Raw genomic sequence first — 20044 nt, forward strand, 5'->3', positions numbered from 1 at the left:
TCGGATCACCGCAGATCGAGCAGGCGGCAGGTCGCGCAGGTGAAACCGGCGCCGTATCGGGAATAATCATCGACCACGACGACGGTCCATTTCCGGCCGTTCCAGTCGAGCTCGTCGGCATCGACGCCGTTGCCACCCTCGGTGAAGGTGAAGGTGGAATGGACGATGATGGAGCCTTCCGACAGCGCCGCCTGGGGATTGCGCTGGAGGTTGCGGCCCTTGTCGGAGGTGACGACGCATAGGATCGCTGTCGATGTCGTCGTGACCGTGGTACGGCCCGTGACAGGGTCAACAGCCACCGCGTTGCGATAGACCGTGGCGGTGTCAGCGAACTCCGGATCGTCCAGGATTTCGGAGACGTCGAGAGTTGGCATCACTCGCCCTTCTTCCGAACCACGTGCGTGATGGCTCGACGGTACTGCCCCGTATCGATCAGCGGCTTCGTACCGGTGCGGCCTTTGGCATTGCGCTTGGCGATCGTGACCGGCGATAGCGGCGCGAACGGCCCTTCGGTGATCTTCACCTTCACTGCGTTCTCCGCGACGATCCCGACTGCGGTCAGGGTGGCATCGGCGTCCGACGATTTGCCTGAAAGCGCGGCTTGCGCCCCGGTCTTCATCCGCTTCTCGATCTTGTCGCGAGCGGATTCGACGCCAGGCACCAGATGCGGCCGCGGCGGGATGTTCTGGGTCGGGGAACCCGTCTCCATCAGGTAGCCGATTTCGGCATTGCTGATGGCGTCGCCGTCGTCGCGCCCGGCCGCTGTGTCTGGGATCCCGACCAGCACCTCTTTCGAGGTCAAGTCCTTGATCGCTTTGAGGAGAGCCGGCACGCCGTCCTTCGTGATCTTGACGGTCACGGGATCGCGAAGCGCTTGTTCGGGACATAGAGAAGCCCCGCGCCGAAGGCCCTGATCATGGCGTAGAGGCGCTGCCCGTAAACGGTCGCGTTCCAGAGCCCTGCCCCGGCAATAGTCGTAGTGGTCGTGTCATAGCTAACGCTGACCTTGTCGACGGCCTTCGACGCAACCAGGCTTGAAGACGTTGTGACCACTCCACCGCCGCTCTGCGCCGACTTCTTGGCCTGCGCCGACAAGACGAGGTTGTGAGCGACGAACAGCATCACCGCGAGATCGAGTGAAGGGCCGAACCGCCCTGCATTGAGCTGCAGGTAGGCCTGCGTCTCCCAGAAATCGAACTGCGCCTGCGGATAGACAGTCGCATCGGAGAACTCAGGGAACGCCGTGACGAAATCCTGGTAGGTAACCGCCACGGCGCGTCCCTCAGGTCTTGCTCTTGGCCGGCGCCTTCGAATCCTCGGCTGGCGCTTTCTCGGACGCGGCCTCGAAACCGTAGGTGATGCCCTGCGGCTGCTCCTCCGCGCCCACCTTGCGCAGCAGGCCGTTCACGACCGCGCCATGGTTCGGGTTGGCCTTCACCCAGGCATCGAAGAGGTCTTCGTCGACGCCGGCAGTGAGCCCTTCGACGGTGCCGAGATCATTCCCGGCCCCCTTGATAACGGTCCGCTGACGATCCTTGGAGAGCCCCGGTTTGTCCGGATTGCCCTCGGGCTCCTCGATGCGGATCGCCATCGGGATACGGCTGGCGATGGTGACGGTCTTGCCCATGTCAGCCTCCGACGCTGGCGGTTTCGATCTTCCGGAATTCTGCCGGCAGGTTCTGGGGATCGGCCGGCTCCATGCCCGTGCGCTTGTCGGCGTAGCGATCGACGTACTTGTCGATGGCCGCCGGCTGTTCGGAGGCGAAAATGAAGCCCCCCTCGACCGCCGGATGCTCCTTGTTCTGCTCCAGCCATTTGGAGAAGAAGTCGGCGTCGACATCGCGCGTCAGGGCGTAGCCGCCCCGAAGCTCCTTGGTCGACGGGCGATCCATGGGGATGGCGCATCCGTTGATCCGGACGACCTTGCCGACGCGCTCGTAGCGGGTGACTTTCCGCTCGGGATTGCTCTGCGTCGGCTCGGCGACCTCGATGGGGTTCTGGAGCTGCAGCAACAGCCCATGGGGCAGCTTGCAGGCGACAGTGACGGTTGCGGCCATGGTTCAGACCCCCAGCATCTGCGAGATGGCAACGGGATAGCGGATCACCGCGCCCCAGGTGCCGCTGGTCTTCTTCTGCTGCCAGGAGGAGAGCTGACGGACGATCGCGTGATCGCGGAGCTTCTCGTTGAACGCGCAGTAGCCGGTATCGTGACCGTCGAAGCTGTCGGCGATCAGCTGGACGACGTTGCCGGCCGCCGTGCCGTACCGATAAGAGGTCTTCACCGTCAGGTTGGGGAAGTTCTTCTGCAGCAGGTCGGAGACGCTGATGCCGAAGGTGTTGGTCGCGGTGAGCGCGACTTCCGAACCGGGCGACATGGCCAGGGTGAGCTTGTCGCTCTTCTTCACGCGGCCGGCGGTCTGAGCCACGAGCTGCGAGAACATCGCCTGGATGTCGGCGAATACCTCGTTGGCGGTCGCGACGATGGCGTTGTTGTTGATCCACTTCACGCCACCGGCGGCCTTGGTGGCCGGGGTGAGCGCAGCGGAGAGCGACGGGTCGTTGAGAAGGCCGTAGTTCTGCAGGCCGCTGACGCCGAAGTGGTAGGTGTAGTCCGCGAACTTGTCGAGCGTCGACGCCGCCGAGGTCTGGAGCTCGCCGACCCAGTTGAGCTTGGCCGCCCCAGCCCGGTCGATCTGGAGATCGCCGTATTCCACGACGGTCTGGAACAGGTAGGACTGGCGCTGCGGGAAGGTGGCGTTCGCGTCCGACCGACCATTGGTATTGAAGTCGCCATAGCTGGAGACTTCGCCGGTATTCTCGACGACCGTGAAGACCGCGGTCTGGGCAGTCCAGTCGCCGGTCTTCTTCTCGCCGAGAATGTCGGCGCCCTCGTTGGGCGATTGGAGGATGCGGACCACTTCGGGATCCACATACTGCGTCAGCCAGGCCGGGATACCGCCGCTGGCAGTCGTGGCGAGCGCCGGCTGCGCATCGAGCGCGAACTGGAAATCGGCACGGAACTCTCGGGGCATCCAGTCCATCGCCAACGGCAGATGGATGCCCCACTCGCGCTCGAGGCGAGCGAAGTCGGAATTGCGGGTCATGTGTGGTTGCTCCCTCAGCCCAGCGGGGTGTCGGACATTTTGACGAGTTCGCCAGCCGCGCCGGCGGTCATGGCGAACCATTTGGTTTCGGTGCTGCCGGCGACGGTGGCGCCCGCGGCCGCGAAGCTGATCGTGCCGTCTGCGTTCTTGGCGAAAGCCTTCATGCCGACGGTCACGGCGCCGGCGCCGGCGTTCTTCACCCAGAAGTCGCCGCCGTTGAACAGTTCGCCGATGCCGAAGCCGGCCGGGATCACCATCCCGGATTCCGCGAGGTAGGTGGTGATGAGCGCCTGGAGATCCCGATGCAGGAAGCCGGTCGGGGCGCCGGTGCCGGTGTTGGCCAGGATGCGGTTCGTCGAGGCATCGGCCCAGCAGAAGCGGCCGATGGTGAGCCCGCTAGGGCCCGCGACGAAACCGCCCTCGACGGAGAGCACCGAATGGCGCGGATTGGCGCTGGCGAAGTCGCCTTCGACGGCCGGCGCCTGGGTCAGATTGACCTGGGTCTGGAAAGGCATGTGCTGATCTCCTTCCTCAAACCTTGAGGCGGTTGGCGTGCGGGAAGCGGTTCTCGAATTCCTTCGAAGCAGCGGCGTCCTGCGCGATCGGCTTGCGCGCCGGCGGGATGTCGCCGGGCTTGGGCTGCAGCTTCAGGATGGCCGGGAAGGCGGACGGGTGGACGCCGTCGACATCGACGCCGAGCGAGGTCAGGGCGGTGCGGTAAACCGCATCGGCGCTGTCATGCGCCATTGCGAGGTCGCCGACGTAGGGCCGGACGGCGCGCTCCGCCTCGCGGATATCCTGCTGGGCCTTGATCGCAGCGGCGGTAGCCGACTTGGTCGCGGACTTCACAGCAGCGGCGATTGCCGCGTCCATGGCCGTCTTGGTGACCTTGTCATCATCCTCTTCGCCGTCGTCGTCCCCGTCTTCGGCCACCTTCTTTTTCTTGTCGTCCTCGTCGTCGGAATCGTCCTCATCGGCGGCGAGATCGGCTTCCTCCTCGGGAAGGATATCGGCCAGAGCCTCGATGACCTCGGCGGCGTCCTCGATCGAGGAATCCTTCGCGAGCTTGCCTTCGGCCGCCGTCTTCAGGCCGGTCAGGATGGCCGGCTTGCTGGCCGCGAAGTTCGCGGCGGTCACCTTCGCGAGCACAGGGGCGAGGTCGATCTTGGCGTCCTGCGCCAGCTTCGGCTTGAGGTAGAGGGAGAGAGCGGTCAGCGCGGCCGCGCCACCACGGGTGATCGATGGCTTCTTTGCCATGCTGATGAACTCCTTGATTTTGGGGATAGGCTTCTCATCGCCGACAACGACGTCCGGCCCGGCGCGGCCTTCTTTGACGAGGGCGACGTGGTTGCCGATCAAATCGCGCATCACGCCGTCGTACCTGGCCCCTTCGAAGGTGCCGGGGGTCATGTCCGCGCGATATCGATACGCGCTCGACAGTTCTTTCTGCGTCTCGGCTTCGATGGCCTTGATCGCCAGACCGTCCCAGATCGACAGATCGGCCTTGAGGTAAGGGGCTTCCCAGATCGGGTTGCTGATGGAGCCGGCGACAGCCTCGTGCTCGTGATCATCGGCTGTCACTGGCCGGTGGATGTTCAGGAGCGGCTTTCCAGCGAAGGATGCCGCGGCCTTTTCCAACTCCTCCGGGTCGCGGAGAAGCTGGTAGAGCCGGTCGGGGTTGAGCCCGAGCCCTTCCCAGTCGGGGATTTCACGCCCGTAATAGGGGCAGACATTCGCCTTGCTGATCGGCGTGCGCGCCACATGGAGATGGCCGTCCTGATCGTAGGTGCGCGCTGATGCGCGGTCGAAGGCGAGCGCATCCCCTGCCATCTTCGGCTTCCAGTCTTCATCGATCTCGGAGAATTCTTCCGGCCCCAGTTCGATGGGGCCTGCGTATGGTTCGATCTGCGCGATATCGATGTCGCCCGGGTCGTACGTGACTGTGATGTGCGGCCTATAGGCGTCATGATCCCAAGAGGCGCCGGCTTTCCGAAACTGCTGCCAGCGCTTGGCAAGGTCAGAGGATTCGAAGCGAAGGACGATGGCGCCCTTATCACCGAGCTTCTCGATTGAGCGCTGCGCCTCGTGATCAGCTAGAGACGGTATTCGAATGCGGTCGAAATCGTCCGGGGCCGCGAACCAGTCGAACTTGTCCTTACTGTAGGCGATCGTAACGTGAAGGTCGGAGGCCGCGAGAGGCTTTGATAGCCCCTGTTCCATCGCCCAAGCGATCAAGGCGTCTGCGTTCAACACCGGGCGCCGCGCGAACAGCGTCCGTAGCTCGGGCTGCTCCGTCGCCATGTTATCTCTCGTTTGAATGGCTGGCGCCGCTCGGCTATCGTGATGAGGCATGACAGAGCATCCTTCCGACCCCACCGAAGTGATCGAGGCGCTCAAGGAGCTGGCCCGCGCCAGCTTCGTCGACAATTTCCCAAACATCCCAGAAGACGAGACGATCGAGGGCGAGGCCGCGATCATGATCGGCGAGATGCTGGCGGACTTCCGTAAGATCGCGGCTGGGGCGTCTGATGGCGCCGCCATCGCCCAAGCGTGGATCGACAGGGTCTTCGACTACGGCGAAGAGTAATCGTCCTTCAGGATCGGTTCCGCGTAGCAGCGGCAATTCCAGATCGCGCCAGGCAACGCGTGGTGGCCGGGATCGCACTCCGGCGGGTCGTCCCATCGGAACGACTTGCCGTTAAGCGCACGATGCGAGGGACGGACATCGCTGTCCCCCGACGTGCGCCAAATGAAGTGCGTGGAACCTATGCTCTCCGCCCTCGCCCGCGTCAGTTCGGCCGAGGTACGAGACACTTCCGTCCGCGCGATCAGATCGGCGCGGCTCTTGGTCACCTCGCCGGTTTTCATGATCTCAGCAGCAATTTCGCTAGCGCGGGCGCCGTTGCTGATACCCTCGATGGTAAGCCTGTGGACGCGCTCCGCGGCCTCGGTAGGAAGCGACGTGATCAGTGACACTTGGTCCGCGAGCCGCTGCCGCAGTAAAGCGCCAGTGGGAGCCTTCGCGATCTCCCGATGGACTGCGATCCCCATCTCCCGAGAGACAGCCATCCAAGCCTTTCGGTCCCGAGCGGCGACTTCCGCCACCATGCGGCCGCCGACCGAACTGGCCCAGGCTTCGATGGTACCTGCGTAGCGCCGCAGCGCTCGTTCGACGATACCGGCCGACGCTGGATCAGCCTGGTCAAACAGGCCCATGACCAGATCGCCAATGTGGCGCGCGACCTTGCGCAGCTGTCGGGAATACGTCACCTCAGCCTTACGGGCCCGGATGAATGCGCTCTTGGCGCTGGGCTCCGCACGGTCGAAGGCGAGGCGATGACGACGGCTCATGCCTCAGCCTCTTCGGTTTCCTCCTCGTCCGTCTCAGGTGCCGGAGGATCGTTCTCGCCAGGTGCCGGAAGCGGCACGTCGTCCACATCCAAACCGGCGTAGGGCGATTCATCATCGCTGGCGAGGCGCTTGCGAACCTCAAGAGGGTCGAGCACGCCGGAGTCGATGTAGACGGCGTCGGTGTCCGCCTCCGCCTTTCGCATCTCAGCCTTGGCCTTGTCGTCGAGGCTCCAGAGCGGTTCGAAGACGAAGCCGATATCGGGGTCGACGTCGCCGAATTCCGACATCTGGATCAGGTTGATAACCGTCGTCAGGTGCGGGCGCAGGAACTTCTCCTGCAGTGCCTCGATCCCGTCATAGTAGACCCGGATCTCGCCCTCGGACGATGCATTGAGCCCCGACGGCGTGATGCCTGTGAACTTCACCAGCGGGATGCCGGCAACCGAGCAGATGTGCTCCTGGCTCTGAGCCTGCAGGTGGTCGAGCGTGCCCAGCGGGGTGGAGACGTTGAAGAACTCCTCCGCCGGGTCGTTCGGACCGGCACCCTTGTTCAGCACCATCGTTCCGCGGTTGTCGCGGAGGTTGTTGAAGAGCTCGACGCGGCGGAAGAGCCCATCGGCGTCGACATTCAGCACATTGGCCAAGTCGATCTTGATGCCGCTGACCGAGAATGAGCTGATAAGGTCAGCGACGCTCTGCCGGGTCCGTAGCCAGTTGTCGACATAGGGCTTCGCCATCTGCGACATGCTGAGGCCGCCGAACGAATAGGCCGGCTTCAGAAGGTCAGGCACCTCCCGAGCGATGAAGGTCAGCAGCCGGGTCGCATGGACCTTCTGCCCCTGCACGTACCAGGCGGACGGCTTGTACCAGCTCGGCTTGAGCGGATTGCTCGTCTCGTATTCAGCCGGATAGCACCAGACGGCCTCGACGGTTCGGAAGCCTTTCAAGGCACCCTTCCCGACTTTGGCCTTCGTTACCGTGTCGGCGCCGTTGCCGATCGGGGTGGCGAGCTCGGGCCCCTCGGTTTGTCCGAGGTCGGCGAAGAGGTGCGCCCGGCCGAAGAACCCATCCTGCTCCGTGATCCTCTGGAACAGCTCCTTGACGCCGAGCTCCTTGAGCTTGTCGCCAATGGCCTTGATCTTGGCGGCCTTGTCGTCCCCGCCGGCGGCCGTGATCCGAATCCACTGCCGGGTCGCCTCGGTCGCGATGATCTCCGAGATGCGGCGAAACTCGGGACGCTGGGCGAGCTCCGACAGGTGCGGGAACCCGAGCCACGCCATTCCCTCGTTGTAGAGCCCGGCTGCCGCCTGCTGAATCGCCCAGGACTGGCCCGGCAATGCGCTTTCGTCCATCGCCATGCCGTTCGACGGCAGAACGCCCGCAGGAGGCGGGAGGATCTTGAACGGATTGACCTTCTCGGCCTCTGGCTTGGCCGGCGGGATGCGCGACCGCGCGACGGTCTCAGGGCTCACCGCCACGGGCTTGCGCGGCTGTTCGGTGGCAACCACAGGCGCTGGCTGCGGCCCCGCGATCCACGCCGCGATACGCTGGCGGAGGCTCATCGCCGGCCACCAGCCGCCGCACGCGCCAAGACCTCGTCGCTGATAACCAGAGGACCGCGCACGCTCATCAGCTTTCCGAATGCCCCCGAGCTCGCGTCGACCTGGTCCTTGAAGGCACCGCCTGGGAACAGGCAGAGCTCGTCGAGGTAGTCATCGTTCCATTGGCCGCGGACGAGATAGACGTTCCCGGCCTCGCACTGGGCTGAGAACGGCTCCGCGCGAGTAATTTTGTCGCCAGTTTCAGGTTCCGCCTGGGCGACAAAGCCTGCGAGCATCGAGATCATGTCCTTGCTCTGAACCTTGCCGGCTTGGCCGGGGTCCTGAGGAAGGCTGATCTTGACTGCACGGCCGTCGCTCTCGGCTGTGGCTTTGATCAGCCGCCGGACCGCGGGCCCTTCAATCTGGTCCTTCACGACATGCCCGACGATAAACGAGCCATCAGGCGCCCGGCCCAACTTCACGCCGGCCGTCCTGGCAGCAGTCGCGCTCTCGGTTGCCGCGAGGTCCCAATGCCTAACCCACGTCGTACCTGCGGGCGCGGCTTCTAAAATCTTGTCCGCGAACCAGTGGCGCTTGAACATGCCGCCTTCACGCGGTGAGGGGCGCTGCTGATATTGGCCGGCGTAGGCATAGCTGCCCTTGGCGCGTTTCAGTCGCTCGACCTCTTCACGAGGGAAGCGTTCTGGGAACAGCAATTCGCCGTCTTCGGTCCGCGGATCCTCGAAGAACAGTTCGCCAGCCACATATGTGCGGCAGGGTCCACTCGTCACCTTCCCGGTTTGGTCGATGCGCTCCGCTTCGAATTCCATCGGCAAGTTCAGGTGCACGAAGCCCAGATCCAGCTCAAGAGCGACCGCGGCCACGTCCTGATGGTGCAGGCGCTGCATGATGATCACCATCGCCGACGACGTGATGTCGTTCAGGCGATCGGAAATGCCCTCGCGGAATATTCTGACCGTGGTCTTGCGTTCGGCATCGCTCTCGGCCGTTTCGGTCGAGTGCGGGTCGTCCACCTTCACGCGGTCGCCGCGGCCGCCTGTCATTGAACTGAAGGGGCGCGCCTCGCTGAAACCGTTACCCGTGTTCTCGAACTTACCCTTGGCGTTCTGATCGCCGCGCAGCCTCATCGGCCAAGCCGCCTGGTACTGGTCGCTCTCGATGAGGCGCCGGAGCTTCAGGTTGTCGCGCAGCACGTTGAGCTGGCTGTACGACGTGGCGAGCGTCTGCAGATCGGGGCGACCCACCGGCCCCCACTCCCATGCGGTCCAGAAGACCATCAGGAGCGACTTCATCATGCCAGGCGGAACAGTCATCAGCAGAAATTGGATGCGGCCTTCTGTGACAGCCTCCAAGTGCTTGCACATGGCCCGGAGAGCCCATCCGAATTTCAGTGGCCGGGTGGGTTCCAGTATCCGCCAATGCTCCTTGATGAAGCCCTCCAGTGTCTGAGAGCGGGCCCGGATACCTTCGACGTCCTCCGCGATGCGCTGGCGCTCGCGCTCCTGCTCCCGCCTACGCCTCTCCGCCCTGATCTCCGCCAGCGTCGGCAAGCGGACCGAGGATCGCCTCAAGGCTACCGAGCTCGTCATCTGAGAGCTTGGTGAGGTCATAGGTGCCGATTGATCCGGAGTGCTTGTGCTTCTCGACGATGAGCCCGAACAGCTTCGCTTTGCCCATGGAGGCAGCGACGGCGGCGCTGGACTGCTTCTCCGCGATGGCGAGGACGCGGGCCTCTTCCAGCTCGCGGGCGATGCTTTCGACCGTCACCTCGACCTTGCGCGCGGCCTTGGATTGCAGCTCCAGAACTCTTGCTGCGACCTTAGCATCTGTTAGCAGGCGTGAGGCGCAGGCTTCGGCGGCCTTGTCAGAAGCCCCGTATCCAGCGGCTTTGTAGGCGACGCGAGCTGCTAAGCCCTTAGCAATCGCCTGGGCGAATGCCTCGTGTCGGTTGTTGCGAAGGACTGGCACTGGTCAATCCGCGCTCCCGAGATCGCGTCCGGTCACTGCATCAACGACCCGAGCATACGACTTGATGAAGACGTGCGGGCGCCGCAGCCCTTCCGGGAACTCGGGATGCCACACGAGGTCTTCGATCACTCGCGCCTCAGCCTTGGACATTCTGCCCTGCTTGACGAGGTCGTCGACGAGCTCAACCGCACGGCCAGCGGGGCTTTCCGTGTGGAGGAGCTTCATGGCAACATCCGGTGAAGGCGAATTGGGGTTCAGTTCGATGCCTGAGACCAGGACCGACGTTGCCGTCGAGGCCACGGCGAAAGCGTTCCACGAGACTTGCCGTGAGAAGCGGCAATACACCTGGGAGCAATCGAGCGAGGAATGGCGCCGCGACCTGCGAGCTTTTGTTCGGCCGATCGTCGAAGCGGCGCTGGTCGCTTCTGATGCCTATGTGGCTGCGGCGCTGCCTACGCCCACCAAGGGCGATCGATGAACGGCTTCCCCGCGATGATGACGACCGGTACGACTTCGCAGCCGGCGCCATCATAATCGCCGCTGTTCAGCCGCTCTGTGGCCGTTTCCTTGCTGCTGGCGATGCCGCAAGTGAAAACGCCTTGGCAGTTGTTAGAAACCGCCCAGGCTCGATGCCCGGCGATGTCGAGAATGTTGCAGATTGGGCAGCGATTGAGTTCGGGCCGGTCAGCATAGACCACGGCTCGCTCGTCGCGTGGATCGAACCTCATCTCACAAGACTGGCATTCCAGCGTCTTCGGGAGCCGAGGCATTGCATTGACCTTCTGCCACTCGCCGGGGACAATCCGGCGCTGAAACCGTCGGGGCCGTTATCTGGCTGGTCCGAAGCGGACTGCTAGTCGACGAGAGAGCTTGCCCTCCGGCGTGTATGCCCGTGTCTCCTGACACCCGAAGGGTAGGACTGACCGCGCTCCCGCGCTTCCGGCACGCCCCCATCGCTCCGTCTCTGGCGGATGGGCCTCCGCCCGTTCCCGGGCCTCTCGCCGAACTCTAAATCTTGCATCGTCGCAAAGGGCCGTTTCGCGCTATGCGCTGGCCGGGAGGTGCCGTTAGCGACACGTTTCGCGACGATGACCGATGCATGCCTGCAAAACGGGGGTTCGACAACCACCCAATTTCGGCTTCAAATCTTGCGTTGCTACAAGATTATGGAGGTGTAGCGCGAACCTTCAAATGGCAACAAGCTTGGGAATTAGGCCCCGGCCCAGAGTCGGAGAAGCTCAGTGACCGCATCGCCTGGTTTGATCGATCTCGGCTGAACATGAGCCAGCCCGAGGGCATGCCAGACTTCTCGCTCAATCGAGCGGAACACCGCAGTGAAGCTTTCCTCGCGGCCATAGACGAAGGGACCTATCGATGCGGGTTGGCCATCCAGCTCGCATCGCTCCTCTTCCCAATCGTTGATTCGAGAGTGAGCCAATGCGTGGAAGCCCATCACCTCAGCATCAATTTCAAAGGGCACTCCTGGTCTCGATGCCCTTCTTCGCACTGCCTCCGCCATCGCCAGCGCCTGCGCCGCCGGTGCAACAAGCCAAGCCGGGTTGACGTAGTGCACTTCGGGCTCTGCCCGCGAGGCTACGGCTTCTCGAAACCCGTACACCTCGATGGAGCCATTATCGCGGATGAGCCACCGAGACGGGCTCTGATCAACGACCTCGACGCCGTGGGCGATTGGCCTCGGGTGCCAGCTGATGCGACCGTCCCCTGCGGGAAAAACGGGTTGCTTTTCGAATAACATTCGACCTTCCGGGCGCAGCAACTGCGTCCAGGCATTACGACTGTCGAGATCTTGCAGCTCTAGCGAGCTTTGCGGGTACACACAGAAACGGAAAAAAATCCCTCTAGGCGGGTTTGGCCATGACATGCGGCAACGACCATGAAGCGCACCCCGATCAGCGCTGTCTCGAAGAAAGGCTGACGCCCTCGATCGCTCTTCAGCAATCCGTTCACTACGGGTCCGAGCGTCCCAAAAGACGTTCTGCAAGTCCTGCATGGTCATGGGCGCGGCTGCCAGAGCGCGCCTGATATAGCTCGCAGGCGGATCGCCATAGCCGTGCGGAGCTAATGTGGAGCGGTTGACTCGGATGACGACAACGCCTGTGTCGTCGCTCTCTGGATCCAGTACAGCATGGCATTCCAAACTCGCCAGCGGCGGGTCGATCACGCTCTGGACCGCCGCTTGAAGCTTCTGAGCAAGCTCAGTCACCCGCGGGAGCTTCGTGATCCCGCAACACACCCGAGGCGTGGATTTGTCCTCATCTGCTCCAAGAACGAGTGTCCCGCCCCAAGCGTTAGCGAGCGCCACGATTTCTCGCGCGATCCCGTCTCTCCCGGGCCGATCAAGGTCCTCTCCCTTATGCCACCGGTGCGGGCCAGCACCGTTGGGGACAGAAAGATCTCGTTTGAATTCAATATCGGCCGTTTCCGAGGTGCCGATCAGGCCAAGGATGTCCTGCCAAGTGATGGCGTTGATCGCGATCGTTGAGATGCTCAGACTCGATCCCCCTGAAATTATCAGCTCTTGCGCCCTCTGCGCTCTGTTGGTGCACCCGCTTTGAAACTGAGATCGACAGTCTCGATCGAGGCCCAGCGAACAGCTCGCGCACGTCGGGCACGGCGTCAACGAGAGGATCGCGAACCAAGTCAGTTCACGGGGACTTTGGAAACCAGACCTCGAGCAAGCCCGACAAATCTCGGCCTGGGAGGACAACTTTCCGCGCCGAGAATTTCGTCTGCGCAGATACTATCGACGCAACGGAAGCCGCTGTCGCAGAGTCAGCGTCGTTGAAATAGCGGACTTCTCCCTGGGATGGAGCCGCCTTCACTTGCTCGATGCCCTTGGCCACCTTGATCTTCAGGCCGTCGCTAGTCGATGCAACCTTCTCAAGCCTCTGCTGAGCCTCTTTCGCAGCTGATGTTTGGCCGCTATCTGCGATCTGAAAAAATACGCTCGTGAGCGCAGGGGAACCCGACGGATCCTTTACAACCTTGCTATCACTCGAAGTCGCGCTCGCCAAAGCCCCGATCGCCTTGGACACCGCTTCGGCATTCTTCTGAAGGCTATTGTTACCGCCCAAAACCGAAGTAGCCTCGGCAGTCGCCAATGCAACAGAGCTTTTTCTGATATCGTCGGCGTTTACCCCAGCTGCCTTCTCAAGAGACTTGGCAATATCAAGGCCTGATTGCTTGACCGCAGCCTCCTCTCCATCCGTCTTTGCTTTCTCAGCAAGAATTGGACACGCAATAGACGCCATCCCGAACAAAGCGAAACCATGGCTCAGTGGTGTGAACATCGGGAGACCCAAATTTGAGTCCTTACCCCAAATTACGCCAATTACCGTTCCGTTTTCATCGAAGATTGGTCCCCCGCTCATGCCGGGAACGATATTGTTCGACATGATGATCTTGCCTAGCTCGCCGAGCCCTCTGTTCGAGACGATGCCGGGAAACATGACCAGGGGATTCGAGTTCCCGATAGGATAACCAGCAGCGGTGATACCTTGCTCCGCCCTTGGAGCAACGCAGCTCAGCGAGACGCTTCTTGAAATACCAGCGGACCTGACCGAGTCGCTGCTAATGTATAGCAGGCACAAATCAAGCATCGGCGACGTACAGTCAATCTTTCTTGCTGTATATCCACTTCCTTCGCGTGTCTTAAGTGATACAGATATTCGATCTTTGGTTTCATCAAACAAATTCAACACATGGCGAGCCGTAACAATATAGCCATCGGCACCAATCAAAAACCCAGAGCCGTGATCTTTCTTTTTCCCGTCCTGGTCCTTGATCTCAATGTATACTACAGTGTCAGCGAGCTGCGAGAGGCTAGTTTGGGACATCACTGCGGTGCTAACGCAGAAAATCGCCAGAGCAGCCAAAAACAGCTTCAACATTGGATTCCCCTAGATATTATAGAGACCACGAATGCAAGCGAGATCACGGGGGTGGATATTCTTGCCACCGGCTGAGATGAGCTCTCTCCACACTCCGTTATCGTCCTTATATTCTCCCCATCCCTCTAGAACGGGATACATCATGACAGAATCCTTGTTGAATTTCGGATCTCCAACGCAGGCGGTAGTCGCGGGTAGCCTTTGCAATATTTGCTCAGTGGTTGTTTTCGGCGACCACTTATAATCTAGCATATCGGCAATAACTTTCTCGGGATTCCATCGCACTGCCCCGGGAAACATGTGTTCATGCTCCAACCCAAGAGCATGACCGAATTCGTGTTCAATTGTCGGACTATATGGATCCTCTAGATTCATTGTCCTCTTGGTTTTCGGCGCAAACAAATTTTCACGCCCAACCAAGGAGAAACTACCGATTCCCGAATCGAAAGTGATTCTAATATGCGATTTCTCTTGAGAGGCGGAAAAATCAAATGCAATTTTTTTTGGGATATTACCCTGCAACCATCTATTAGCACCATCGATCACACGTTGCTGTGTCGCTTGATCACCGGCCATAAAGAAAACGCCGAGCGTGATTTTGTCACTACTCGGGGTCAATCCATCAGTTGAAAGCCAGCAGTTTTTTCGGAATGCCGTGCCATAAGGGGTCGGACGAAAGTCGACGTCAGCGGGCGTCACGGGCTGCGTGGCCCCGGAAGGTTGACTACCAGGTGAAATGGGATCTGACGGCAGCTCGTCTTGGCGCAAAAAACTATCTGGCGTCGTACAAACAAACCGCCGCGAAGGAGCTTGTGCGAGAGAGGGCCCCAGGATCAGAGTTGCGCCTGACATGCATGCGCAACTCTGAAGGAACTGCCGCCTGTCCATGTCCGCTATCTCGCAAACTGTCCGCGAATTGGGACACCCGCCACAGTCGGAACGCTTTTCGCGCCTGGCGAAGCCTCCGAAGCGACAACGGCCTTGCAGACTGCATCTGCAATCTCAGATGCAGTTGAGAGACCCGGAATTGACTTGAGCAATATCTTAAGGAGAGGCTGGGCAGCGGCAACATATTTACAAGTAGAAGAAATTCTTGCCTGAGCATCCTTAACGATACTGCTCGTGTCCGCCTTATTTTCTGAGGATGCACCCTGCGGCGATCCAGGGATTATTGGATTTTCTTTATTAGGATCGCACGCGACAAGAAACAATGCGAACGAACAAACCGACAACTGCTTAATCATCGCCGCCCCCCCTGATTATTCATTGATATTTCCTTGGGGCATCCAGAGAGTCAACCATTAGTTGAGCGCCGGCCATCTCTCCCCCACGGGACAAATTGCGATTGCGCCATCCCGATGCAAACCATAGGCGACGGCGACCGGTTCTCGCGCTTCTTGAACCATCTCGGCTCGTCGCCTAGCGAGGTGCTTGGGCATGCCCATGACCCGCGGAGATATAGATCCTGAACGCGGACGCGGTTGAGGGGTGCCGGGCGCGTCGATAAGAGCAGCCTATCTGACTGCGACACCTTGACGACGAAGCCCGCCGGCCACCGCCGCCGCGCCGGCCTTCCGCTGCCGATCAAGATTGGTCCGCGACAAGCATCGCCCCGGAACTGCCTCATGCGGCTTCACGGCCAAGGGCAGGCAGCCCTCCTCCAGGCATCGCGCGCGGAATACCGACTGGGCATGCGCTTTGATCTGACCGTGGGTGGTTTTGCTGGCACGGGCCAGGGCGTCGTTCGTGATCTTCGCGACCTCGCGAGCTATCTCGACGCGGCGCTCATAGGCTTCGAGCACGGCCCGGTCTCGCGTGTCCATGACCTTGCCATCGTGGAGATGCGGCGGCGCGTTGTGGCGGCGCATGATCTCGTCTGCCAACGCCTTGGCTTTCTTCTTACGGTGATGGAGCATGGCGGCCATATCGCGGCCAAGCGCGGTCGCATAGGCCCAGAGCATAAGGGCGTCGGACTGCATTGGCCGTCCATCGAGATAGGTCATCGGCCATTTGAGCGCTTCGTTCATGCGCGAGAGCTCATCGGCCGTCGGGCGCGCGGCACGCTCCTGTTGCCTCTCCTTCTCCGCCAGAGCTCGAGCCTGAGCGTCGACCAGGTCGGAGAACTCGTGGATCATCGCCGGCCAGCCGTTCGCATGCTGGCGGGGCCCGACGCGGGTGCCGGAGCGGGCGAGAATATCGAAGGCTTCGACCATGCGGTTCTGGACATGCTCGGGGGTCCACGAAGTTGGGATATCCCCCTCGCCTATCGCCGCGATGCGGCTGGCAAGATCGTCGGCGGGGCCAAGATATCCGGGGATGGCGATGGCATGTGCGTTCATGGGCGTGGCCGTGTTGGGAGGGCGAGTTTTCCGAGGCGGCGGCGGGCGTGTTCGATCCCGTCGTCGAGGACGACGCGGGTGATGCGGTCGAGCATGGTTGCGGCGCTGACGTTCGCCGCCGCTGCGAGCTCGGTGAGAACGCGGGCATTGCGGTCAGGCAGGTAGGTACCGAAGCGGCGGGCGCCGGGACGGGCGAGCTTGATGCAGTACCGCTTGGCGATGGCCCGAACGCGCTGCGGGCTGATCTCGCCAATCGCCTGCGCGATCTCGTGACTGGTCATTCCCTCAGCCGCCAGGGCGGCAATTTTGGGAGCCCGGTCCCGCGCCGGCTTGAATTTGGTTCTGTCGATCGGTCCCATCATCCTGCCGCATCGTGGTGGTGGCAGCCGGCGCGGGGATGCGCCGGCCGATGTTGGCGCCTGTCCTCTCAGGCGACGGCGTCAGCGAGATCCTTGACCGCCTTGAACTTCACGACGGTCTTGGCCGGAACGTCGATCATGGCGCCGGTGGCTGGGTTCCGGGCGGAACGCGCGGCGCGCTTCGCCGTCGAGAGCTTGCCGATGCCGGGGACGGTCAGATCACCGCCGGATTGCAGCGCGCCGCCGACCGCCCTGCCGAGGCTGGCGAGCACCGTAGCGACGTCCGTCTTCGTCTTGCCGGTGTCGTCGGCGATCGCCTGGATCAATTCACTCTTGGTCATGGTCTTCTCCTCTGTTGAAACGGGCGCGGGATGCGCCCCGATCTGCCCTAGCGGGCGGATTCCATTCGGCGGTGGCGCCCCTGCCCTGATGGTCGGAACACCTTCGCGTTGCGGGTAAGAGGCTGGCGGCCGCGGTCTTCGGCGCGATCCTTCGCTCGAGCCGCAGCGATGATCGCTTCAACCTCGGTCGGGAAAATCCGGGCGATCGGCTTACCGTTCTCGCGGGTCACAACGCCGTCGACCGTCAGGGTGCGGAAACCGACGCCGGGCGCGATGTACCAAGCCGTCCAGCCGACCTTGCCGGGGATCGGATCGGCGCCGAAATCGCGAGGCAGCATGCTCATGCCGCCCTCGCCTGCTTGCGCTGCCGGGTCGCCTCTTCGAAGTCTTTGAGCAAATGCGGCGGGCAGAGGTGCGGGAAGCTCAGGCTTTCCGGATCCTGTGCCCAGTGCGGGTTCCATTCCTGGCCAGTGCGCCATGCCTCCAGCCGTTGGCGCCACTGGCGCTCCTTGGCCTCCGGGCTCTTCGCGGCAATGGTCCGGATGGTGTGGGCGACGACCGCCGTCGACGGGAGCCACGTCCTATCGACACCTTCGACTTCGCCGCTGATGAGCTGCCGGATACCTTCCTGAATCGACCAAGCGCTGAACTCTCCGAGGACCATCACGTACACGGCGGCGAGCTGAGCCGGGTCATCACGCTGCTGGCTGGCGAAGGCCCGAAACAGCAAGGAGAGGCTCGCCCCGAGCTCGGCTTTGGTCGGCTTTCGAACCAATTCGGCGCCTACTGGGACCGGCTGCTTTCCTGCTGGGATTGCGGGACTATTGTTCATCGGGGAAGAGCTCCATCACTGTTCTGAGACCTGCGACCAATCGATCATCTGAGGACGGCCGCCGTGGCGCATCGCGTGCTCCGGTTGGCCCAGGCCTCGCGTCGGCGTGCGTGATCGCTCCAACGAAGCCGGGACGGCTCATGTCGGCATCGGGTGGCGGCGCGTTGTTGCGAATCCAGTTTCGGTATGCCGCTGCCCAATCGAGCTTCACGGCATTCGGTGACGAGGCGGCCCAGTCCTTGAACCGTTCTGTTTCTTCCTGGCAGGCGCGATTGCTAGGCAGTCGTTCGCGGGCATAGGCCTTGAGCTCGTCATCCGGCCACCAATCCGATGGGAGCCGAGTCCCGCGCTTCCGGCCTTTCGCCTTGCGAGGATCGGCATCGGCATTCGGCTGCTCGTGCGCATCCCGAAGAGACGAAGTCTCTGAGGATATGTCTTCTCTCCTCTCCTCTTCTCTTCTCTGGTTCGTTTTGCTTGAAGCAAGTGCTTCATCTGCGTCGTTGATTTTCAACGCGTTGCGACGAATTTCCCCGCTGCGTATGCCACCTGTCCTCCCGGCGTCTGCCCTGTGTGTCGACTGTGTCTTCCGGGTGTCTAGCTCCTGTGTCACCCGGGTGTTGGTCAGATGCCCGTCACCAGTGGGCACGATCTTGCCCGCGGCGATCAGGTCATCGCGGAGCTTCGATGCCTTGTTCGGATGGCACTTCCAGAGGCGCCCGAGCACCATCTTGTCATCGACGACCGCGCTCTTGCGCCGGTACATCTGGTGGCAAAAGCGGAGGTATGCGCCCTCCTGCTCAAGGGAGAGGGTGTCGGTCCCCTCGTCCCAAGCCTCGTATTCCATCTTGTAGAATTCGCCCCTCACCGGCCATCTCCATGGATGCCGCAGACGATGGAGCGGCCCGGATCGCACCAGAGGTTGACGCGGCCGGTCTGGCCCTGCCGGCTCTTCTCGATGCCGATCTCGATGTTGTTGCGGACGGCATCGGCTTCGTCATGCGCGGCTTGGTCGCCGCGGCGGAAGGCTTCGGTGCGCGTGGCGTAATAGTGCTCGCGGTAGAGCATCAGGACGGCGTCGGCGGCCTCTTCGATCTCACCGGAGGCGCGTAGATCCGAAAGCTGCGGCCGCTTGTCCTCGCGCTTCTCGACGTCCCGGCCGAGCTGGCAGCACAGCATGACGGTGCATTCCAGGCTCTTCGCCATGACCTTGGCGGCGTTGGCAATCTCACCGAGTTCGTTGACCTTGTTGCCCTGGTATCGGCTCGATGGCTTCACCAGCATGGCGTGGTCGATCAGAGCGAGACGAAGCCGTTTTCCCTGCTTGTCGAGACGGTCAGCGTATTTGCGGGATTCGACGAGAATGTCCGCCATGCTGAGCGCTGGCGTGTCGTCGATGCGGAGCGGTTCCTTCTTCGCCTGACCTGCGGCCCACATATAGGCCTCAAGCTCGTTCTCGGTGGTGTGCCCCGACAGGACTTCACCGTAGGTCGGGCCCTTTGACCCCAGACGCTCGCAGATGACCCGTGCAGCGATCTCTTTCGATGGCACCTCGAGCGAATAGTACTGCGTGCCGCCGCCCTGGCTGCTCATCTTCGAAGCGAGAGCGGAACCCATGAGGGTCTTGCCGGCCCCAGTTCTCCCGGCGAGGACATAAAGCGCGCCCGGTGCCAGCCCCCGCATCGGCAGATGCTTGTCGAGATCTGGGATGCCGCAGGATGGCGGCCGCTCCAGTTCGCCGCGCATCATGGCCTCAGCCTCGCGGCCGGCCTGTTCAGCGATGTCGCCCAAGCTTCCGCGGCTGGACCGACGCTGATCGGTCGCCGCATCGCGGAGGGCATCGACGGATTCGATAAGCCCCCGCGCCAGATCCGAGACATCCGAGGTCGCAATCTGGCTCCGGGCGCCGTCTGCGGCGTCGAAGATGCGACGGACGACCCATGCGCTGCGGATGATCTTGGCGTATTCGGCCAGAGACCCGGCCGGCGCAGCAATCGCTGCCATGCGGGCGACCAGCTTATCGATCGAACCGCCCTCGCCCATCAGGACAGAGGCGCCACCCTGAACGACGGTGCGGAAATCGACCGTACCGCCGCGGGCGACGATGTCGATGATGCGGCGATATAGAGCACCGGCGGAGAGATCGCCGAAGTGCTCTTCCTGCAGGCCAGTCAGCATGACGCTGCTGATCGCCGGCGGTGCCATCAGCATGCCGCCGATCAGCGCCATCTCCGTTTCAGAGATCTCGCGGAACCAGTCACTGAATTGGTCGGGGGCCAT

Annotated in this window: 26 protein-coding genes; 2 read left to right on the forward strand and 24 right to left on the reverse strand. The window is 62.2% G+C overall.

Annotated elements, in window-relative coordinates; translation table 11 throughout:
- Positions 1–5 precede the first annotated feature (5 nt).
- From GY40_RS23995 to GY40_RS24030, 8 genes are read right to left on the reverse strand one after another with little or no spacing between them, the layout of a single operon-like run.
- Positions 6–374 (reverse strand): hypothetical protein, encoded by a 369-nt coding sequence (locus tag GY40_RS23995; protein WP_038367849.1) that lies wholly within the window; start codon positions 372–374, stop codon positions 6–8.
- The gene (locus tag GY40_RS24000; RefSeq protein WP_038367850.1) at positions 374–859 is read right to left on the reverse strand and encodes a hypothetical protein; all 486 of its coding nucleotides are present in this window, start codon (positions 857–859) and stop codon (positions 374–376) included. The genes GY40_RS23995 and GY40_RS24000 overlap by 1 nt, the downstream gene beginning before the upstream one ends.
- On the reverse strand, positions 856–1272 hold the full coding sequence (locus GY40_RS24005) for a DUF4054 domain-containing protein (RefSeq protein WP_038367853.1): 417 nt from the start codon (positions 1270–1272) through the stop codon (positions 856–858). Before GY40_RS24005 ends, GY40_RS24000 begins: the two co-directional genes overlap by 4 nt.
- Positions 1273–1282: 10 nt before the next feature.
- Positions 1283–1627 (reverse strand): hypothetical protein, encoded by a 345-nt coding sequence (locus GY40_RS24010; protein ID WP_038367855.1) that lies wholly within the window; start codon positions 1625–1627, stop codon positions 1283–1285.
- A 1-nt stretch (position 1628) separates the two neighbouring features.
- The gene (locus tag GY40_RS24015) at positions 1629–2057 is read right to left on the reverse strand and encodes a hypothetical protein (RefSeq protein WP_038367858.1); all 429 of its coding nucleotides are present in this window, start codon (positions 2055–2057) and stop codon (positions 1629–1631) included.
- Between the two features lie 3 nt (positions 2058–2060).
- A complete protein-coding gene (locus GY40_RS24020; RefSeq protein ID WP_038367860.1) occupies positions 2061–3104 on the reverse strand; it encodes a major capsid family protein in 1044 nt (347 codons plus the stop codon).
- A 14-nt stretch (positions 3105–3118) separates the two neighbouring features.
- Positions 3119–3619: a structural cement protein Gp24 gene (locus GY40_RS24025; RefSeq protein WP_038367862.1), complete on the reverse strand. Its 501-nt coding sequence runs from the start codon at positions 3617–3619 to the stop codon at positions 3119–3121.
- Between the two features lie 16 nt (positions 3620–3635).
- Positions 3636–5405 carry a DUF2213 domain-containing protein gene (locus GY40_RS24030; protein WP_051988469.1) on the reverse strand — a complete coding sequence of 590 codons (1770 nt, stop codon included), beginning with the start codon at positions 5403–5405 and terminating at the stop codon, positions 3636–3638.
- Positions 5406–5454: 49 nt separating this feature from the next.
- On the opposite strand from GY40_RS24030, the gene GY40_RS24035 reads away from it, so the two are divergent.
- The gene (locus GY40_RS24035; protein ID WP_038367865.1) at positions 5455–5691 is read left to right on the forward strand and encodes a hypothetical protein; all 237 of its coding nucleotides are present in this window, start codon (positions 5455–5457) and stop codon (positions 5689–5691) included.
- Here GY40_RS24035 and GY40_RS24040 read toward each other — a convergent pair.
- The 5 genes from GY40_RS24040 to GY40_RS24065 are packed head-to-tail and all read right to left on the reverse strand — an operon-like array spanning position 5676 to position 10210.
- The gene (locus tag GY40_RS24040; RefSeq protein WP_038367867.1) at positions 5676–6455 is read right to left on the reverse strand and encodes a phage head morphogenesis protein; all 780 of its coding nucleotides are present in this window, start codon (positions 6453–6455) and stop codon (positions 5676–5678) included. The two genes, GY40_RS24035 and GY40_RS24040, sit on opposite strands and share 16 nt — an antisense overlap.
- Entirely contained in the window at positions 6452–8017 is a 1566-nt protein-coding gene (locus GY40_RS24045) for a DUF1073 domain-containing protein (protein WP_038367870.1), read from the reverse strand. The genes GY40_RS24040 and GY40_RS24045 overlap by 4 nt, the downstream gene beginning before the upstream one ends.
- Positions 8014–9567 (reverse strand): phage terminase large subunit, encoded by a 1554-nt coding sequence (gene terL, locus GY40_RS24050; RefSeq protein ID WP_349236416.1) that lies wholly within the window; start codon positions 9565–9567, stop codon positions 8014–8016. Before terL ends, GY40_RS24045 begins: the two co-directional genes overlap by 4 nt.
- Positions 9530–9985 carry a terminase small subunit gene (locus GY40_RS26785; protein WP_051988471.1) on the reverse strand — a complete coding sequence of 152 codons (456 nt, stop codon included), beginning with the start codon at positions 9983–9985 and terminating at the stop codon, positions 9530–9532. The genes terL and GY40_RS26785 overlap by 38 nt, the downstream gene beginning before the upstream one ends.
- Before the next feature lie 3 nt (positions 9986–9988).
- Positions 9989–10210, reverse strand: coding sequence for a hypothetical protein (locus GY40_RS24065; RefSeq protein WP_038367872.1), 222 nt, complete (start codon positions 10208–10210; stop codon positions 9989–9991).
- Between GY40_RS24065 and GY40_RS24070 the strand changes: the two genes are divergently transcribed.
- On the forward strand, positions 10209–10463 hold the full coding sequence (locus GY40_RS24070) for a hypothetical protein (protein ID WP_038367875.1): 255 nt from the start codon (positions 10209–10211) through the stop codon (positions 10461–10463). The two genes, GY40_RS24065 and GY40_RS24070, sit on opposite strands and share 2 nt — an antisense overlap.
- On the opposite strand, the gene GY40_RS24075 is transcribed toward GY40_RS24070, so the two are convergent.
- The 11 genes from GY40_RS24075 to GY40_RS24120 all read right to left on the reverse strand — a co-directional run bounded on the left by GY40_RS24075 (position 10438) and on the right by GY40_RS24120 (position 20044).
- Positions 10438–10683 (reverse strand): hypothetical protein, encoded by a 246-nt coding sequence (locus GY40_RS24075; protein ID WP_156116061.1) that lies wholly within the window; start codon positions 10681–10683, stop codon positions 10438–10440. The two genes, GY40_RS24070 and GY40_RS24075, sit on opposite strands and share 26 nt — an antisense overlap.
- Before the next feature lie 512 nt (positions 10684–11195).
- A complete protein-coding gene (locus GY40_RS27310) occupies positions 11196–12713 on the reverse strand; it encodes an AlbA family DNA-binding domain-containing protein (protein ID WP_349236417.1) in 1518 nt (505 codons plus the stop codon).
- Entirely contained in the window at positions 12652–13896 is a 1245-nt protein-coding gene (locus GY40_RS27315; RefSeq protein ID WP_081925635.1) for a S1 family peptidase, read from the reverse strand. The genes GY40_RS27310 and GY40_RS27315 overlap by 62 nt, the downstream gene beginning before the upstream one ends.
- Positions 13897–13905: 9 nt before the next feature.
- On the reverse strand, positions 13906–14664 hold the full coding sequence (locus GY40_RS27780) for a M12 family metallopeptidase (RefSeq protein ID WP_197062812.1): 759 nt from the start codon (positions 14662–14664) through the stop codon (positions 13906–13908).
- Positions 14665–15410: 746 nt separating this feature from the next.
- Complete coding sequence (locus tag GY40_RS26790) at positions 15411–16235, reverse strand: hypothetical protein (RefSeq protein ID WP_051988472.1); 825 nt, start codon at positions 16233–16235, stop codon at positions 15411–15413.
- The gene (locus tag GY40_RS24095; RefSeq protein WP_038367881.1) at positions 16232–16597 is read right to left on the reverse strand and encodes a hypothetical protein; all 366 of its coding nucleotides are present in this window, start codon (positions 16595–16597) and stop codon (positions 16232–16234) included. Before GY40_RS24095 ends, GY40_RS26790 begins: the two co-directional genes overlap by 4 nt.
- Before the next feature lie 65 nt (positions 16598–16662).
- Positions 16663–17025, reverse strand: coding sequence for an HU family DNA-binding protein (locus GY40_RS24100; protein ID WP_349236421.1), 363 nt, complete (start codon positions 17023–17025; stop codon positions 16663–16665).
- The gene (locus tag GY40_RS24105) at positions 16983–17279 is read right to left on the reverse strand and encodes a hypothetical protein (RefSeq protein WP_038367884.1); all 297 of its coding nucleotides are present in this window, start codon (positions 17277–17279) and stop codon (positions 16983–16985) included. Before GY40_RS24105 ends, GY40_RS24100 begins: the two co-directional genes overlap by 43 nt.
- Positions 17276–17767, reverse strand: coding sequence for a hypothetical protein (locus GY40_RS24110; protein WP_156116063.1), 492 nt, complete (start codon positions 17765–17767; stop codon positions 17276–17278). Before GY40_RS24110 ends, GY40_RS24105 begins: the two co-directional genes overlap by 4 nt.
- Positions 17757–18632, reverse strand: a complete 876-nt coding sequence (locus GY40_RS24115) for a DUF1376 domain-containing protein (protein WP_038367886.1) — start codon at positions 18630–18632, stop codon at positions 17757–17759. Before GY40_RS24115 ends, GY40_RS24110 begins: the two co-directional genes overlap by 11 nt.
- Positions 18629–20044: a replicative DNA helicase gene (locus GY40_RS24120; RefSeq protein ID WP_248311286.1), complete on the reverse strand. Its 1416-nt coding sequence runs from the start codon at positions 20042–20044 to the stop codon at positions 18629–18631. Before GY40_RS24120 ends, GY40_RS24115 begins: the two co-directional genes overlap by 4 nt.

It is taken from the genome of Allobosea sp. UNC402CLCol (assembly GCF_000745475.1).
Classification (GTDB): domain Bacteria; phylum Pseudomonadota; class Alphaproteobacteria; order Rhizobiales; family Beijerinckiaceae; genus Allobosea; species Allobosea spartocytisi.